14 protein-coding genes are annotated in these 15,045 nt (G+C 41.6%); 7 read left to right on the plus strand and 7 right to left on the minus strand.

Annotated elements, in window-relative coordinates:
• Positions 1-26 precede the first annotated feature (26 nt).
• Genes AB1A65_RS04460 through AB1A65_RS04480 form a run of 5 tightly spaced genes read left to right on the plus strand, consistent with a single transcriptional unit; the run spans position 27 to position 4,854 of the window.
• Positions 27-1,043 (plus strand): sugar phosphate nucleotidyltransferase, encoded by a 1,017-nt coding sequence (locus AB1A65_RS04460; protein ID WP_366586035.1) that lies wholly within the window; start codon positions 27-29, stop codon positions 1,041-1,043.
• A gap of 31 nt (positions 1,044-1,074) precedes the next feature.
• On the plus strand, positions 1,075-1,995 hold the full coding sequence (locus AB1A65_RS04465; protein WP_366586037.1) for a hypothetical protein: 921 nt from the start codon (positions 1,075-1,077) through the stop codon (positions 1,993-1,995).
• On the plus strand, positions 1,992-2,783 hold the full coding sequence (locus tag AB1A65_RS04470; protein WP_366586039.1) for a DUF4292 domain-containing protein: 792 nt from the start codon (positions 1,992-1,994) through the stop codon (positions 2,781-2,783). The genes AB1A65_RS04465 and AB1A65_RS04470 overlap by 4 nt, the downstream gene beginning before the upstream one ends.
• A 1-nt stretch (position 2,784) precedes the next feature.
• Positions 2,785-4,014, plus strand: coding sequence for a peptidoglycan DD-metalloendopeptidase family protein (locus tag AB1A65_RS04475; RefSeq protein WP_366586041.1), 1,230 nt, complete (start codon positions 2,785-2,787; stop codon positions 4,012-4,014).
• A gap of 3 nt (positions 4,015-4,017) precedes the next feature.
• Positions 4,018-4,854: an aldo/keto reductase gene (locus AB1A65_RS04480; RefSeq protein ID WP_366586043.1), complete on the plus strand. Its 837-nt coding sequence runs from the start codon at positions 4,018-4,020 to the stop codon at positions 4,852-4,854.
• 3 nt (positions 4,855-4,857) lie between these two features.
• On the opposite strand, the gene AB1A65_RS04485 is transcribed toward AB1A65_RS04480, so the two are convergent.
• Both AB1A65_RS04485 and AB1A65_RS04490 read right to left on the minus strand, forming a co-directional pair.
• Positions 4,858-5,370 carry an acyl-CoA thioesterase gene (locus AB1A65_RS04485; protein WP_366586045.1) on the minus strand — a complete coding sequence of 171 codons (513 nt, stop codon included), beginning with the start codon at positions 5,368-5,370 and terminating at the stop codon, positions 4,858-4,860.
• A 59-nt stretch (positions 5,371-5,429) separates the two neighbouring features.
• Positions 5,430-6,374 (minus strand): SPOR domain-containing protein, encoded by a 945-nt coding sequence (locus tag AB1A65_RS04490; RefSeq protein WP_366586047.1) that lies wholly within the window; start codon positions 6,372-6,374, stop codon positions 5,430-5,432.
• A 105-nt stretch (positions 6,375-6,479) separates the two neighbouring features.
• On the opposite strand from AB1A65_RS04490, the gene dprA reads away from it, so the two are divergent.
• Complete coding sequence (dprA, locus tag AB1A65_RS04495; RefSeq protein WP_366586049.1) at positions 6,480-7,586, plus strand: DNA-processing protein DprA; 1,107 nt, start codon at positions 6,480-6,482, stop codon at positions 7,584-7,586.
• Between the two features lie 65 nt (positions 7,587-7,651).
• On the opposite strand, the gene AB1A65_RS04500 is transcribed toward dprA, so the two are convergent.
• From AB1A65_RS04500 to trpS, 3 genes are all read right to left on the minus strand, one after another.
• Complete coding sequence (locus AB1A65_RS04500) at positions 7,652-9,835, minus strand: TonB-dependent receptor (protein WP_366586051.1); 2,184 nt, start codon at positions 9,833-9,835, stop codon at positions 7,652-7,654.
• Between the two features lie 53 nt (positions 9,836-9,888).
• Positions 9,889-10,206 (minus strand): hypothetical protein, encoded by a 318-nt coding sequence (locus AB1A65_RS04505; protein WP_366586053.1) that lies wholly within the window; start codon positions 10,204-10,206, stop codon positions 9,889-9,891.
• A gap of 89 nt (positions 10,207-10,295) precedes the next feature.
• Positions 10,296-11,264: a tryptophan--tRNA ligase gene (gene trpS / locus AB1A65_RS04510; RefSeq protein WP_366586055.1), complete on the minus strand. Its 969-nt coding sequence runs from the start codon at positions 11,262-11,264 to the stop codon at positions 10,296-10,298.
• Between the two features lie 134 nt (positions 11,265-11,398).
• Here trpS and AB1A65_RS04515 point away from each other — a divergent pair, with 134 nt between their 5' ends.
• Positions 11,399-12,136 (plus strand): lysophospholipid acyltransferase family protein, encoded by a 738-nt coding sequence (locus AB1A65_RS04515; RefSeq protein ID WP_366586057.1) that lies wholly within the window; start codon positions 11,399-11,401, stop codon positions 12,134-12,136.
• A gap of 43 nt (positions 12,137-12,179) precedes the next feature.
• Here AB1A65_RS04515 and AB1A65_RS04520 read toward each other — a convergent pair whose 3' ends face one another.
• Both AB1A65_RS04520 and AB1A65_RS04525 read right to left on the minus strand, forming a co-directional pair.
• Positions 12,180-13,331, minus strand: a complete 1,152-nt coding sequence (locus tag AB1A65_RS04520) for a histidine kinase (RefSeq protein WP_366586059.1) — start codon at positions 13,329-13,331, stop codon at positions 12,180-12,182.
• Between the two features lie 180 nt (positions 13,332-13,511).
• On the minus strand, positions 13,512-15,038 hold the full coding sequence (locus tag AB1A65_RS04525) for a hypothetical protein (RefSeq protein WP_366586061.1): 1,527 nt from the start codon (positions 15,036-15,038) through the stop codon (positions 13,512-13,514).
• Positions 15,039-15,045 lie beyond the last annotated feature (7 nt).

Below are 15,045 nucleotides of genomic sequence, written 5' to 3' on the forward strand. Positions count from 1 at the left end.
AGATACCCGCCTCCGCGGGCATTTCTATGAAAATAATCGTACCCATGGCGGGAAGAGGTTCCCGATTACGACCACACACCTTAACCGTTCCAAAACCATTGATTCCCGTTGCGGGAAAACCCATTGTACACCGATTGGTAAGCGATATTGCCAAAGTGTTGGGTGAACCCATAGAAGAAGTTGCCTTTATTTTGGGAGACCCTGCCTTCTTTGGCGATGATGTTGTTGAAAGTTTAATGGAATTGGCAGAAGAATTGGGAGCCAAAGGCACTATCTACAGACAGGACCAACCACTGGGAACAGGGCATGCCATTATGAGTGCCAAGGAATCACTCAGCGGCCCAGCGGTAATTGCCTATGCGGATACCTTGATTCGGGCTGATTTTGATCTGGACAAATCTGCGGACAGTGTTATCTGGGTAAAGCAAGTGGAGCAACCAGAAGCTTACGGTGTGGTTAAGTTAAGCGAACAGAATCAGATTGTGGAATTGGTTGAAAAACCAAAGGAATTTGTTTCAGATTTGGCAGTGATTGGCATCTACTATTTTAAAGACGTAGGTGTCCTAAAAACTGAACTGCAGCATGTGTTGGATAACGACATTACCCATGGAGGGGAGTACCAAATCAATGATGGTATCAAGCGCATGATGGAAAAGGGCATGAAATTTGTTCCTGGAAAAGTGGATGAATGGATGGATTGTGGGAACAAAAATGTAACTGTGGAGACCAATCAACGAATGTTGGATTTTTTGGAAAAAGATGGGGAAACTCTCATTTCCAGTTCTGTGAAACAAGAAAATGCAAACATAATAGAGCCTTGTTTTATTGGAGCTAATGTGGTCATCAAAAATTCTACGGTTGGGCCTTACGTATCGGTGGGGTCTAATACGGTGCTGGAGAATTCCACTATTAAGAACAGTCTTATCCAAAGCAACAGTAAAATATACAATGCCAATCTGGATAATGCCATGATTGGCAATCATGTTGTTTTTAATGGTAATTTTGAAACGATAAGTATTGGAGATTACTCCGTTTTAGAATAAGGTTTTTTGATGTAATGAGGATTGGGATGGTATGAATGGAAAGTTTCTTTTTGGGGTATGCGTGGTTGTGTCGGCGTTGACATACTGCCATAGCTATGCCCAAGAAGAACAGGAAAGCGCCGAAGTGTATCTTGATGAATATACCGATAAGTTTCAAGAGAACTTCTTTGAGGCTTTGAAACAAAAAGGCATCCAAAACTATGATCGCGCCATTGATTTGTTGTTGAAATGTAAACAATTGGACCCCTCCAACAGTGTGGTGGATTATGAATTGGCAAAGGCCTATGCACTGGATAAGCAATATGTACTCGCTCAAGAATATGCCGTAAAAGCCTTAAATTCCAAACCCACTGATTTTTGGTATTTAGACAACCTTCTCCATGTTCTGGATCAAGGAGGCAGTCCGTTTGAGGCTGTTAAACAGGATATCCCTTTCGCCAATCAAAAGTTGCAACAAAATTTAGCACTTGGGTATTTCAAGATGAAAAAATACAACGATGCGCTCAAGGTTTTGGACGGATTGGGCACTTCAAAGTTTACAGAGGAGCTCACCTCAAAAATCAATGATTCCCTGCAACAAAAAGAAGAGAAAAAAATAATTTCAGTTGCAGTGAATGAAAAGAAGGAATCCAATGATCCTACTGCACAATATCGCACTCAGATAGAAAAACTTTTGACAAAATCGGACTTTGCGCAGGCTTTAACCGTTTCCAAAGAAGCCTTAGACTCGTATCCGCTGCAACCGTATTTTTATTATGGCTACGGAACGGCTTTGAACAATACCTCCAATCCGAACAAGGCCATTGAGGTTTTGGAAAGTGGATTGGATTATCTTTTGGATGATGATCAATTGGCGAATAAAATGTTTGGTGAGCTGTCTAAAGCCTATACAAGCATCGGCAACATATCAAAAGCGAATGAATATTTAAATAAAATTAAACCGGGACTATGAGGATGGGGTCAAGAAATATGGGAAAGCAGATTCGGTTGTTGACAATGACGGCACTGATTTTCTGTCTGGGTGCATGTAAAAGCACCAAGACGGTCACTGGTGGAGACGTGGATTCACGTATGTCTGCTAAAAGTATCATCGATAATCACTATACCAATCAGACTAAATTCAAAACCCTGAGTGGGCGAATTAAAATTGATTATGTAAATGGAGATGAAAGTCAGGGCGTTAATGTCAGCTTAAGGATGGAAAAGGATAAAGTGATTTGGATGAGTGCACCCCTCGGAATGGTGAAGGCACACATAACACCAAATAAAGTGTCCTTTTATAACAAGTTACAGAATGAATATTTTGATGGTGACTTTAGTTATTTGAGTCATGTTTTAGGAACGGAATTGGATTTTGAGAAAGTCCAGAACCTACTATTAGGGAATGCGGTGTTTGATTTAAGAAAGGAAAAATTTGTTTCATCCGTTGCTGAGGGGAATTACCAACTGAAACCAAAAAAGGCCAGAGATTTGTTTAAGATTCTATTTCAAGTTGAACCCAGGAATTTTAAAATTGCCACGCAGCAAGTTTCCCAACCTGATAGCTTGCGACAGTTTGAAGCAAAATATACTTATCAGAATGTTTCTGGAAATGTACTGCCGGAGGGAATTAAGATTTTGGCCGAGGATAAGGGGGAGTTGACCAATATAAACCTCAGTTTTCGTAACTTGGAATTGAACAAACCCATGAGTTTTCCCTATAAAGTACCTAAAGGATTTGATAAAATTACATTAAAGTAATATGATAAATAAGAATTCATATTGTCTTTATTATCTGATTATTATATTTCTTGTTTCGTTTTCTGGCAACGCGCAAACCAGTGAGCAGAAGGCGTTGGAAGCCAAGCGAGAGCGATTACAGGAAGAAATCAAGGAAATCAATAGATTGCTCTTTGCCGAACGCAAAGAAAAGGGCACTATTTTGGATCAAATGGAGGCGTTGGACAACAGAATAAATGTCCGTCAAGAGTTGATTCGGGTGACCAACCAACAATCCAATTTGCTCAACAGGCAAATCAATGTCAATATCAGAAACATTAGTAAGCTTCGGGAAGACTTGAAAATCTTAAAGGAAGATTATGCCAATCTTATTCAAAAGACGTATCAAAATAAGTCCCAAAACAATAGATTGATGTTTTTGCTATCCGCAGAGAACTTCTTTCAGGCGTTCAAACGATTACAGTATATGCAACAATATGCCAAACATAGAAAAAAGCAAGGTGAAGGGATTATAAAGAAAACAGAGGAGTTGGCACAACTAAATAAGGATTTGGTGGAGCAACGAAAGCAAAAGGATCAGCTTGTAGCAGAAAATACCAAAGCAAAGAACGAGCTGTCCAAAGAAGTGGAATCCCAAAGAGACCTTTTAAGAAGTGTCCGGCAAAATGAAGCACGGTATACTGCCGCTATAGCTGATAAGCAAAAAGAAGCCCGAAGAATTGAAAGGGAAATTGAACGATTAATTAGAACGGCCATAGCCAGCTCCAATAAGAGTTCAGGGAAGACCAGCACGAGTAGCGCCAAATTTGCGCTTACTCCAGAAGCAAAATTGGTGGCAGATAACTTTTCTGCCAACAAAGGTCGACTCATTTGGCCGGTAGAAAAGGGAATTAAGAGCCAAGGATATGGGGAGTACGCGGATAAATTATATCCTGGAATCAAACACCGTAACAATGGCGTAACCATCACAACTGACAAAGGGGGTAAGGCAAGGGCCATTTTCGAGGGAGAAGTAATTGCCATATTCTCTGTGCCGGGGGGCGGAAGGGCCGTGGCCTTAAAACATGGAAATTATATCAGCACCTATTATAATTTGTCTACATTATATGTTGAAAAAGGGGCTAAAGTGGCCGCTAAGGAGGCTTTGGGCGAGATAAATACCAATCGGTCTGATGGCACTACGAAAATGAAATTCTATTTGTATCAAGATTCCAATCGACTGAATCCTGAGGATTGGATATATCAATTGTAACACATGAAAAAAATTACTGACCTACAAGGAACATTTGAATTGCACAACGGAGTCCAAATGCCCTATTTTGGGCTAGGGGTCTATCTCTCCAAAGACGGTAATGAAGTCATTCATGCGGTAAAGGATGCTCTTAACCATGGATATCGACACATTGATACAGCAGCTATTTACAATAATGAGGAAGGTGTAGGAACAGGTATCAGGGAAAGCAATGTAGACCGTAAGGACGTTTTTTTGGTAAGCAAGGTCTGGAATACAGATCAAGGATATGATTCCACCTTAAAAGCTTTTGACGCCAGCCTAAATCGATTGGGAACAGATTATCTCGACCTGTATCTTGTACATTGGCCCAAGGAAGGACTTTATAAAGACACTTGGAGGGCCTTGGAGAAACTGTACAAGGAAAAGCGGATACGGGCCATTGGTGTGAGCAACTTTTTACGGCATCATTTAGAAGACTTGTTGACTTCCGCAGAAATAGTTCCGATGGTAAATCAAATGGAATTCCATCCGTATTTGGTTCAGCAGGGGCTACTTGATTTCTGTGCTGAAAAAGGGATTCAATATGAAGCTTGGTCTCCATTAATGCAAGGCAATATTTTTGATTTGGATATAATGAAGGACTTGGCGGCAAAGTACAATAAAACCATTGCCCAGATTGTCTTGAGGTGGGATCTTCAAAAAGGAGTGGTTACCATCCCAAAATCTTCCAAAAAGAATCGCATTATAGCCAATGCAGACCTTTTTGATTTTGAACTTAGTAAGGAAGATGTACAATTATTGGATGGCTTGGACCGTGGCAAACGATTTGGCCCCGACCCCGACAACTTCGATTTTTAAAATTTAGGAAGTAAATAACGCCTTCAGCTCGGTTGCATCGGAAGGCTTCAATTTTCCAGCTAGTACCAAGCTCAGTTGTTTGCGCCGTAATGCAGCAGCATAACGCTCCTTCTCTAAATCGGTCTCAGGCTCCAAAGGAGGCACTTCTGTGGGCTTTCCGGTATCATCTACAGCTACAAAGGTATAAATGGCCTCATTGGCCTTGGTACGCTCTCCAGTAAAACGGTCCTCAATCCAAACATCAATAAAGATTTCCATTGATGTATTGAACGCTCGCGAAACAGCAGCTTCAACAGTTACCACACTTCCCAAGGGCACAGCGCGATTAAAAGCCACATGGTTCACCGAAGCGGTCACCGTAATCCTACGGCTGTGTCTACGGGCCGAAATACTCGCAGCACGGTCCATTCGGGCCAAGAGTTCACCACCAAAAAGATTGTTCAATGGATTGGTTTCGCTGGGCAGTACCAAATCGGTCATTACCGTGCGTGATTCACTGGGAGTTTTAGCGCGCATACCTTAGAAATTTTGCGCAAAGATATTGAAGTGTAGTATCGTTTTAAAGAAAAGTGGGCTTATTTCTCAGAAAGCAACCACGCATCACGTGATTCAGTAGCTTTTACCTTTCTCAAAAAGACCAAGGCATCTTTAGGATCCTCAAAACTGTCATAAGCCACCTGGTGTAGCCCATATTTGTTGACCCCCAAATAAAATGCGCTGTACCCTTTTTCCTTGAGTTGGGCAACCCGTTTTTCAGCATTTTCTTCCATGCGGAAAGCACCAGCAATAACATGGTGTTTGCCCAATTGTTTTTTGCTGACATTGATGCTGATGGCCGGAAGTTCCAAAGGATCACTTTCAAAGAAAGTCGCTTCCTGAATCAATCGGGAAACCTCTTGTTGGGCATCTTGCTGTGCGGCGACTTCTTTCTGTTTCAAATCGCCATAGGTTCGGTATGAGGTTACTCCCAAAGAAATGGCCAAAAGGAAGATGGCCGCGTACTTCAACCATGGCCGGAAAGATGTTTCTTCGCGTTTTTCTGGTGTGATGATGAACGGAATCTTCTCCTCCAACTCTTCAACCTCTTCTTTCAATACCTCACGCTGGATGGGCGTAGCGGCAAAAGAGGACAATCCAAATGAAGAAGTTAAATAATTGACCCGGTTCTCTGGTTGAAACTGAATACGCTGTTCACGGTTCAGCCAAAGCTTTCCAATTCCAAAAAGTTCCAGACTTTCACCAAGCTCCAATCTTTTGTTCCAATCCTCGGCAACATTTTCCACTTCTTGGAGCAGTTCCTCATAGCCCAGTTTTTTTTCCTTGGCAATATGTGACACCAATAACCCATCATTTTTGAATAATTGGGCATTGAAGGAAATGGATTTTGAAGGAGGAATCAGGGTATTGGTAACTGTATCAATTTCTGCAGATTTCCCATGCGCCAAGAAAGCCCCAAAACCCGGAACCACGACACAGTTATAATCAAACAGCAATTTTTCGATGTAAGAATCAATCCGCATAGCCACAAATATTGTAAAAAAAGCCAGAGCACAAAATAAGCGGGATAACTTTTTATTAACATTTGAAAAGCTGTACTTTGTGGACAACTTTGACGCCCAAATCAAATGACTGAACCTGAAATTATTGCAGCGCTGCGCTTGCAGGCCATCCCAAATATTGGCGATGTTACAGCAAGAAAATTGATTGCACATTGCGGAAGTCCAACGGCTGTTTTTGAGGATAAAATTCAACACCTTTTAAAAATTGATGGCATAGGCCGATTCACCTTGAACGGACTCAAAGATGCTGTTTATTTGGATGAAGCTGAAGCCGAATATCAATTTATATGTAAGGAAAATATTGCCTTGTCCTATTTTATGGATGATGGATATCCCTATTTTTTGAAGCATTGTCCGGATGCACCCATTTTGTTGTTTCAACGGGGAAACATGAATCTCAATCAAAAAAGAATTATCAGTGTGGTAGGCACCCGAAGCATTACCAATTATGGTAGCACATTTTGTGAAGCCTTTATTGAGGAAATAGCGCCACTTGACCCCATTATTGTGAGCGGCCTTGCCTATGGGGTGGACATTACTATTCAAAAAGCCGCTATGAACCATGGTCTACAAACCATTGCTTGCATGGCGCATGGCCTGAACCAAATTTATCCGAAGGCACACAAAAAATTTGCCTCGGAAATGGAACAAAACGGCGGGTTTCTTACTGAATTTTGGAGTACCAGCAATCCTGATCGGGAGAACTTCCTAAAACGAAACCGAATCATTGCCGGAATGAGTGAGGCTACGCTTGTAGTGGAATCCGCAGAAAAAGGAGGCAGTTTGGTCACGGCAGATATCGCTAATGGATATAACCGGGAGGTATTCGCGGTTCCAGGCAGGTGTTCCGACAAGTTCAGCAAGGGGTGTAATGACCTCATAAAGCGACAAAAAGCCCATTTACTGACCTCAGCGGCAGAGTTAATCTATCTTTTGGGATGGGATCTGGAGGAGAAAAAGGAGGAATCTCCGGTGCAAAAGCAGTTGTTCATCGAGTTGGATGAAACAGAACAGTCAATCTACTCCTACCTGCAATTGAACGGAAAACAACTACTGGACACCGTGGCTTTGGAGTGTAATTTGCCCATTTTTAAAACCTCCTCCACACTTTTGGGTATGGAAATGAAAGGCGTGATCCGGCCATTGCCCGGTAAACTTTTTGAAGCGATTTAAAATGGATGAAAAAACCGCGCAGCATCCAAATTACGGACGGCCCGCGGTTTTTGTAGTGTTATTTGTCAATGTTCATGGTTTCCAAAAGGCTTAAGAATGGCACCAATACTAAAAATGAAACCATCCGTAGGAGCATATATTTCTGGGAAAACCGGGTCTTCATGGGGAGGGAGCACCAAGGGAGAAAACCTACTCTGCCTTCTGTCCGTGAAATTTTCAAAATTGACAAACAGACTGCCCCAATTAAAATTACGCACAACCAGAAATCCTAAAGTGAAAAAATCCGTTGTTTTGGTTCCATCGGACAAAAACTGCTTACCGGTATAATAGGTTTCAAACCCAAATCGCCAAGTTTCATTCTCATACATCAACACGCTTCCAGCATTATGCTTGGCGGTCAATGGTTTTCTAGGATTGCCGGGCAAATAGTGCAACCGTGTATCGATCAATGCGTAATTTAAAAACCACCTAAAATCTTTGTAGGTGAATTTAATATTGCTTTCAGCACCTTTACTTAGAATCTTACCGGGAGCATTTTCAAATTGGAAAAAATCTTCTGAAGTGCTGTTCAGCAAAAGCCCATCGGTAATAGCCGATACATAGAACAGTTGATTAATGGAAAAGCTAATGTTTTCCCATATACGAGTTTGGAAATTAAAGTCCAGATTGAAACCATAAGACCGCTCTGCGTTCAGTACATCTTTGTTGATGGGAAGGATGTTCCTGAAATTGATAAACTCAGCTTCCTCGGTAAAAATGTCCGGAAGTTTGTAGCCCAGACCTCCACCAATTCTACTAGAGAAACCAGAATTGTTTTTATACAATATTGAAAGTCGCGGTAATGGAAAAACCCCCCATTGGTCTGTATAATCTGTCCGCAATCCCGTTTCCAAGATCCAATTTCGTGACAGGTCAAGAATGTATTTGGCAAACAGACCAGCCGTAATGTCCTTTTGGCTCCTGTCCAACGGCCCTGTTTCATCTTCGTTAAATGATACGGTATAAAGGTTTGCGCCTACCACAAGGTCTGTCTTTGGCATTTGTCTTCGGTAAGTTGCTTCGGAAAAGCTGTTGAACTGACTACCTGAAAAAATAAGATCTGGGATGGTCAATTCCCGATCAAAAAAGGAAAGACTGTTCTTCATGCTGACCGATTGTATCGTGTCTATCTGGGTTTCAAAGAATGCCTGTGTGCTCATCCGCTTAGAAACATTTTCCTCGGTATATTGGTGTTCATCATTTGCGCTGTTCTCAATTTTGTTGATGTCACCGCCAATTCTACTATCCAATGTGCCATTTACACCAAACCAAAAAGTGGTCTTTTTGGAAGGGTAATAATAAAACTTCGGATTAAAGGAAATGGATTTTGTCTTGGGCAAATTGCTGAACCCATCATCTTCTGGATCGTATGGTTTTTGCAAATGCCCAGAAGCATAAAGTGTAAGGCCAAATTTGTCATTCCGCTTGCTGTAGAAAACATTGGCCGTACTACCTTTTGCATGTGTTTGGGTCAGCATAATGTCCAATGAAGGTTCTTCCCCCGGTGTTTTGGAGACCATGTTCACAAGTCCGGCAATGGCCCCTCCGCCATAAAGCGTGGATGAGCTTCCTTTAACAATTTCGAACTGTTGTAGGTCCAATGGGGGAATTTGCATGATGCTCAATCCACTGGAAAAGCCTCCATAAAGCGGAAAACCGTCCCGCAAAAGCTGGGTGTATCTACCATCCAGACCTTGGATCCTAATATTTGAGTTTCCACTGCTCAGGGATGTTTGTTGCATTTGGATTCCCGTACTTTCCCTGAGGACCATGGATATATTGGTAGGGTTCATCATCGCTTTTTCTCCAAGTTCTTCTGCTCCAATAAGCTCAATCCGGGTAGGGATCTTTTGTATGGTCCTTGTACTTCGGGATGATTGTAAGACAACTTCTTCCAATTCGGTGCCACCATAACTTAAGCTGAAAACTAATTCGGTTCGGGCGGGTAAACTGATAGAAGTGTTCAGGGTCTCAAAGCCCAGATAGGAAATACGCAATGGATGTTCCCCAGCCGGGATTTCAACAAAAGTTGCTACACCATCCAAATCGGTGACCGCTCCCTTTCCAAGCGTTTCAAAATATACAGTAGCACCTACCAAGGGTTCTTGTTCAGTTTCGGTAAAGATTTTAATTTGTATAGTATCAGTCTGTGCCTTTGTATAGGTAAACAGACCTATTGTGAGCATAAAGCTCAGTATGAAATTTTTCATTTTGAATTTGAAATAGATTAACTAAAATTTTTGTGGCCAAAAGCCGCGATATGTTAGCTAATCAACTGGGGTGGTTGCCAAATGTTGGAAAGAAAATCGAATCTATAATTGGAACGAAACTCGGTGGAAACCAAGATAGGTATTTGATAATGGACTTGAAGTGTAAAAACTTCAATGGGCTCATGAGTTATGGAAGTGCCACAACAGTTGCAAGTACAGGCCAAGGGGCAGGCATCATCACTGTCATTTTGATGGTTGTGCTCGGTTTCCACGCTCTCATACCCCATGTCTTCAGTATTGTTACCATCGGAACAACCCTGTATTGACAATAGTAACAATAATAATGAGAGAAGTAGAGCAGGTCCTTTCATAGATATTGTAAAATTAAGCAAATATCCATAAATACACTTCCAAGTATTCTAATCAAGGAGGCACAAGCAATTAATTGAATGAGCAAAAACTAGTATCCCAATTTCTCCCGAACACGTTCCAATACATCATTGGCCACTTTTTTGGCTTTTTCGGCGCCAACGGCTAGGGCTTCATCCACTTCATTGAGGTGGTTCATGTAGTAATCAAATTTTTCGCGGGGCTCTTCAAACTTCTCCAAAATCACTTCGTACAAAGCTTGCTTTGCATGTCCGTAACCGTAGTTCCCCGCTAAATAATTGGCACTCATCTCTTCAATCTGTTCTTGCGACGCCAATAATTTGTATAAGGCAAATACATTGTCATTGCTAGGGTCTTTGGGCTCTTCCATGGGCGTACTGTCGGTAACAATGCCCATGATTTGTTTGCGCAAGGGTTTATCCGGCTGAAAAATATTGATGAGATTACTCCGACTCTTGCTCATTTTTTCGCCATCAGTTCCAGGAACATACATGGTCTCTTCATGTACTTTGGCCTCTGGCATCACAAAGGTTTCTCCCATTTGGTTGTGGAAACGCGCGGCGACATCGCGGGTCATTTCTAAATGTTGGAGTTGGTCTTTCCCTACGGGAACAATATCCGCATCGTACAACAAAATATCCGCGGCCATAAGCATGGGGTAGGTGAATAGTCCGGCATTGACATCTTCCAACCGGTCTGCCTTATCCTTAAATGAGTGGGCCAACGTCAATCGTTGGTATGGGAAAAAACAACTGAGATACCAAGCCAGTTCAGCGGTCTGTGGTACATCGCTCTGGCGATAAAAAACCGTTTTGTCAATATCTAACCCAAAAGCCAACCAAGCCGAAGCAATGGCGTAGGTATTGTTTCGCAAAAGTTCCCCGTCTTTTATTTGGGTTAGGGAATGCATATCCGCAATAAAAAGAAATGAATCGTTTTTGGGATCTTGTGCCATTGCAATGGCAGGTATAATTGCTCCCAAGATATTTCCCAAGTGGGGCGTTCCTGTACTTTGGATTCCGGTCAGAATTCGGGCCATGCTTAATTTTTGCCCGTAAAAGTAAGCATCCGAAGCCTATAAAAAAAGAAGTTGAAATAGCTAGTTTTAAGTCTTTGGTCGAAGGATGGGTACACTTTATTTTCAATACCATCTAAAAAAGTTACTTTTAGCCCATGCTGCATATCCTAAAAAGCATAGGTCAGGTTTTGTACCGGGTTTGGTTTTATTTGCTTGTGGCCATTCCTATTCTGGTGTTTTTTCCCATTTTGTTGCTCTTGACCTTTTCGGAACATACATACCCCCAATTTTTTTGGATGGCTCGAAATTTTTGGGCCAGGCCCATACTGTATGGCATGGGTTGTTTTCCTCAAATAAAGCGTGAACAACGTATGGAAAAAGGAAAAAGCTATATGTTGGTGGCCAACCATACCAGTATGTTGGACATTATGTTGATGCTTTTGGTGAGCAATAACCCCTTTGTGTTTGTAGGGAAAAAGGAATTGGTAAAAATCCCCATTTTCGGGTTTTTTTACAAGCGGGTCTGTATTATGGTCGATAGGGAAGATGTAAAAAGCAGGACCGGGGTGTACCGACGCGCGCAGCGAAGACTAGACCAAGGCTTGAGCATTTGTATATTTCCAGAGGGCGGCGTTCCCGACGAACACGTTGTCTTGGATGCGTTCAAGGACGGTGCTTTTAAAATGGCAATTGCCCACAAGATTCCCGTGGTGCCCATTACGTTTTATGATAACAAAAAACGATTTTCATTTTCTTTTTTTAGCGGTGGGCCTGGACGCGTCCGGGCAAAGGTGCATCAATTCTTTGAAACGGGTATTTTAGGTGAGGAAGATAAATCTACGCTGCGCGAAGAGGTTAGGGGTGTAATTTTAAAGGAGCTTACCCATGTGTAAATTGATAGTAGAGGCAAGCGAAGAGAAAAATACAGTCTTAGTTTTATTGCATGTTGGGTAATTGTAGGCAGATTTTATTTGAGCCGGTTATGGGGCCATCAATGGGAGGTTTTGTTGAAATCTGAATGGGAAGAGAATTGGTGGGTATTTGGCCTTCCCAATTTGCCATACGCTCTTTATAGCCATCTCTATAGTGTATGGGCTTGTTATTAGCCTTTTTATGGTCAATTTCCAGCATAATCTTGGTGTCAATGACTTTAAAAACGATTTCCAACTCTTGTTTCTCATTTTCATCATAAATGGCATGTTCAATTATAGTTTCCAAAAGCGTCAAAATAGGAAAGCATGGAATGATTGCCTCTCCATTTTCTAGATCTTGGTCTATGGATATGGAATATTCAAACCGATGGTCATATCGCAAAGATTGAAGTTTTAGGTACCAGTGAAGCATGTCTACCTCATCCATTAAGGTAACCACATCCCTTTCCAGATTTTTAAGATAAAACCGAAGAAGTTTACTGAAAATGGATAAGTATTTCATTACCACTTTTCGTTCTCCGGAAATAACCAGACTCTGAATGGCATTTAATGTGTTGAACACAAAATGTGGATTAAGCTGGGCATTGAGTGCTTTGAGCTTAAGCCCAAGCATCTCTTCCTTGATTTTATAGAGTCTTTCCTGTTCGTCTAAAAGCGTTTTTGTGGCCCGTACATTTTTAATTTTTATGGCACAGATAGATGCTATGGCCGTTAGCATTTTAAGATGTTGTGCATTAAAAAACCCCTCATCGGGGTGTTCACAATCTATTACACCATACATGGTGTTTTCATAGCTAATGGGCACACAGATTTCGGAGAGCCGGAGCTCATCGTCCTTTATATAGCGTGGGTCATTAGAAGTGTTTTCAACGATTTCCGCCATTCCTGTAAGGGCTACATGGCCTGTTATCCCCTCACCAATTGAAATTTCCACAGGCTTGTACAAGGTCTTGTCCTTTGGATTTTTAGGGCCATAAGCCGCTTTTTGAATCAGTAGCTTGTTTTCATGGTCAATGAGGTAGACCACACAATCCACAAAATCTAATTTTGAAATACAGTTTTTGGCGAGATCCCATAAAATTTCGGTTTCATCGTCCTTTCCCAAAAGTGATTTTGAGAAATAGATAAGAATATCTTCAAATTGGCCGTTTTTCAAACTGAGGTGATTTAATTTGAAAGGGTAAAGTAATCAATTTTTGCAATACGCGCACACTTGTTATAGGTTGATTTTCATTGTGTTGTAAGAAAGTTACCAAAAAAGAAACGCCCCATTACCAGAACAGGGCGTTTAAAGTGATTGCCTAAAGGGGCAATCTTCCTAACCAACATTGTATTTCTAAAACTTAAAGCTTATACCACTGTAAATACCAATGGAAAAAGGTTGAAAATCGCCGGCAGTTTTAGAAAAAGTATTCATTTGATATTTAAAAACGGGCTCTACACTAAGCTCAACTTTTGGAGAGAAATCATAGTTGAGACCCATCCCAAAATTGGCACTAAAGTTTACATCGTTCGCGTTGGTTGCCTCTCCAACTTCGGTGACCAGACCTTCAGACTCCACCAATACAGAGTTTTCCACAAGGAACAGGGAGCTCACGCCTCCAATAAGGTCTACCCCAAACTGTTTGTCTATCAACGCATAATTAAGCTCAACCGGAACCTCTATATATCCAAGTTGCTGTACCATTTTTCCGTCCAAAACTGGAATTTCATTCGAAGAGAATTCCAAAAAGGCATCTGTTGGAATGTTGTTTGGGAGACTGTTTTTACTTTGAACCACAAGCGTTTCAGCTTTTTGGTCATAGTTGATATTTGCAAACTTATCACTGGATGAGCTTCGGGCCGAAGAGGAAAACAAAACATCATTGGTATCATATCCAAAATTTACCCGATGCACCCCAGAGCGGATTTTCAATTTTTTACCCACTTCATAGGCCACAGAAAGGCCGTAACTTAAATTAAGATTACCTGATTTGGAGTTTGAGGCAAAGTCGGAATGGATGGGAGAGCCTTCTCCTGATGCACTAAAATACACTGGAGCCACGGATGGGCCAACGGACCATTTGCCCGAAGCGGTATTGTTTACGGCAAGCTCTTCCTCTTCCTGCTCTTTTATGGCCTCAAAAATGGACTTTCCAGCATCTTCTACTTTTTCTTCATTTGTGGCCACAGCCTCTTCTTTTTGATTTTCCAGAATATTTCCAATGGATTTTGGCTCCTTTACTTTTTCCCTGGAATCCTCTTGTGCAACGGTTTTGCTGTTTTTGGAAATGGCATTTTCAAGATTTTTTTGGCTTTCGTTGAATGCGGCGTCCTTCTCAGGACTTTTATCGGACTGAGCCAAAGCTATGGCCTCATTTCTATTCTGAGGTTGAGAAATTTCATCCTTGGAATTGTTAGTGATACGGCTTTTTTGCACCACATCATTTTCAGCTACTTGTTGCTTAGCAGAGGTGAAGCTTTGATTGGAATTTTTAAAATCTTGTGCATCTCGATTTCCTTCCGATTCTTTTTCAGAAGAAGATTCTACCAATCCTTCAGTGTTTTCGTTAGTTGAAGAAGGGTCAACTTCAACGGCACCATTTTTCTGACCCTCTTGAATGGCTGGCTCAACATTGGTTTCTGTATCCGTAATAATAATCTCATCCTGTTGTTGGCTGCCTTCAAACGGATTGAAGACATAGAACAGCACTGCCAATAAAGCCGCTACGCCACCTAGTTTCCACCAAAGTGGAACCACACGTTTTTTCTGTTTCTTCTTGTCCAAGGAAGCCTCAATGGAACTCCAGACCTTTTCATCCGGAACTTCCTGAAACCCTTCAAAGGTCTCCTTGAACAATTGCTCTAAATTCTTTTTCCCCATCGTTAAG

The sequence above is a fragment of the Allomuricauda sp. ANG21 genome, from assembly GCF_040705235.1.
GTDB classification, from domain to species: Bacteria; Bacteroidota; Bacteroidia; order Flavobacteriales; family Flavobacteriaceae; genus Flagellimonas; species Flagellimonas marina.

Bases quoted from the DNA above. Each gene is read 5' to 3' on its own strand.
- AB1A65_RS04525 (WP_366586061.1), bottom strand. From the start codon at position 15,038: ATGGGGAAAAAGAATTTAGAGCAATTGTTCAAGGAGACCTTTGAAGGG.
- AB1A65_RS04490 (WP_366586047.1), bottom strand. From the start codon at position 6,374: ATGCGGATTGATTCTTACATCGAAAAATTGCTGTTTGATTATAACTGT.
- dprA (WP_366586049.1), top strand. From the start codon at position 6,480: ATGACTGAACCTGAAATTATTGCAGCGCTGCGCTTGCAGGCCATCCCA.
- AB1A65_RS04470 (WP_366586039.1), top strand. From the start codon at position 1,992: ATGAGGATGGGGTCAAGAAATATGGGAAAGCAGATTCGGTTGTTGACA.
- AB1A65_RS04475 (WP_366586041.1), top strand. From the start codon at position 2,785: ATGATAAATAAGAATTCATATTGTCTTTATTATCTGATTATTATATTT.
- AB1A65_RS04515 (WP_366586057.1), top strand. From the start codon at position 11,399: ATGCTGCATATCCTAAAAAGCATAGGTCAGGTTTTGTACCGGGTTTGG.
- AB1A65_RS04500 (WP_366586051.1), bottom strand. From the start codon at position 9,835: ATGAAAAATTTCATACTGAGCTTTATGCTCACAATAGGTCTGTTTACC.
- AB1A65_RS04505 (WP_366586053.1), bottom strand. From the start codon at position 10,206: ATGAAAGGACCTGCTCTACTTCTCTCATTATTATTGTTACTATTGTCA.
- AB1A65_RS04480 (WP_366586043.1), top strand. From the start codon at position 4,018: ATGAAAAAAATTACTGACCTACAAGGAACATTTGAATTGCACAACGGA.
- AB1A65_RS04465 (WP_366586037.1), top strand. From the start codon at position 1,075: ATGAATGGAAAGTTTCTTTTTGGGGTATGCGTGGTTGTGTCGGCGTTG.
- trpS (WP_366586055.1), bottom strand. From the start codon at position 11,264: ATGGCCCGAATTCTGACCGGAATCCAAAGTACAGGAACGCCCCACTTG.
- AB1A65_RS04460 (WP_366586035.1), top strand. From the start codon at position 27: ATGAAAATAATCGTACCCATGGCGGGAAGAGGTTCCCGATTACGACCA.
- AB1A65_RS04485 (WP_366586045.1), bottom strand. From the start codon at position 5,370: ATGCGCGCTAAAACTCCCAGTGAATCACGCACGGTAATGACCGATTTG.